This is a genomic window from Microcoleus sp. Pol12B5 (genome assembly GCF_036701335.1).
GTDB lineage: Bacteria > Cyanobacteriota > Cyanobacteriia > Cyanobacteriales > Microcoleaceae > Microcoleus.
Genome location: NZ_JAUBQQ010000161.1, coordinates 1 through 1527 on the forward strand (window position 1 = coordinate 1; position 1527 = coordinate 1527).

The following is a 1527-nucleotide window of genomic DNA, read 5'->3' on the forward strand; positions in this document are numbered from 1 at the left end:
TGTAAGGATTCAGGTGAAAAATAGTTGATTGAAAGCCGAAAAATCTGGTAATGTAGTCAGATGAGCGAAAAGCCAGAGTTATCAGCAGCACTAAAATTAGAAATAGTTGACCAGTTGAGCCGTGAGGAGCTGGTCAAAATTGTGCTAACCCAACAGAAGCTGATTGAAAAATTACAACAAGAACTCGAAAAGCTCAAAGAGAGACAGCCCAGCAATAGCAAAACATCATCGAAACCCCCATCAAGCGATCTCATACAGAAATCAGAGCTCGCCAAAGTTGATAACTCAAAAGAATCAGAAAAAGAGCCAAAGCCAAAACCAGGAGGACAGCGGGGACATATCGGTAAAACCCGAAAAGGATTTGGGCGAGTAGATAGATATCAAATCAGCACTCCGGACTCTTGTGAGCATTGTGGTAGCAGAGAATTAAGTGATGCGATTGGTTATAGCAAGCAGCAAGTAGCGTGTTTAGTAGCCTTACCAATTGAAGTGGTGGAATATCAACGAGTCAAATGTCAATGCCTAGAATGTGGAGCAATGGTGATGGGTTCACCAGCATCCGAGATAGTTCCAGGACAAGACTTAAGCATTGAGCTACAAGCATTATTGGTATGGCTAGGTAATTATGGGCACATATCCTACGAAAAGCAACAAGAGTTCCTGCGCGAACTAGGTGGAATCGAAATAGGGATAGGGACATTACAAGCGACAAATGCGCGGGTAGCCGATGCTGTAAAGTCTACCGTTGAAGCCTTATGGAAATGGGCACCCTTACAAGCTTTCCGTCCATGTCGATGAAACCCCTTGGTGTGTCAAGGGAGTCAAAGAATGGTTGTGGACAGCTACGGGTCAAGATTTTTGCCTGTTTCATGCTGCGGATACTCAGAGTAGAGCCGAATTAGAGACGATGCTGGGGCATGAATTTGCTGGAGTGTTGAGCTCTGATGATTTTAGCGTCTACAACGGTGTGATTGTGGGAGCGCAACAAAAATGTTTAGCCCATCTACGGCGACATTTTAAGAAAGTTCTGCTTCTTAGTTACGGTAACAATACAGTTGTCGCCTCTGCGTTCTTGGAATTGATTGATGAGGCATTTCGACAACATCGAAAATGGCGGGAACACCCTGAAGAGCTTGATTATCAGACTTGGGCGAGGGACTTTAAGACCAGGTTGGCAGAATTGTTAAATACTTGGCAAGGTCATGTTGGTCATGCTGCGGGACTGTTATTGCGCTCGTTGCGTGAGAAAGCACATCAATGGTGGTACTTTTTAGACCATCCTTCCATTCCTCCTGATAATAATTTGGCAGAACGTTCTCTCCGATTAGCCGTGACGAAGCGTAAGGTATCTGGGGGTTCCCGGTCAATGTCTCGGTTTGAACAAACTGCTGATTTGTTATCTGTGATTCAGACTTGTCGGTTTCAGGGTAAAAGCGCAATGGCTTTTTTTCGTGATGCTATATCTGCCCATTCTTGTAACTTATTCATGCCTTCTCTTATTCCCCAATCAAAGACCTGAATCCTTAC

General features: G+C 44.3%; 1 pseudogene. It reads left to right on the forward strand.

The annotated features are described in order from the left end of the window. Positions 1–60: 60 nt before the first annotated feature. A pseudogene (gene tnpC, locus QUA24_RS27195) lies at positions 61–1519 on the forward strand (IS66 family transposase). Positions 1520–1527: the final 8 nt, after the last annotated feature.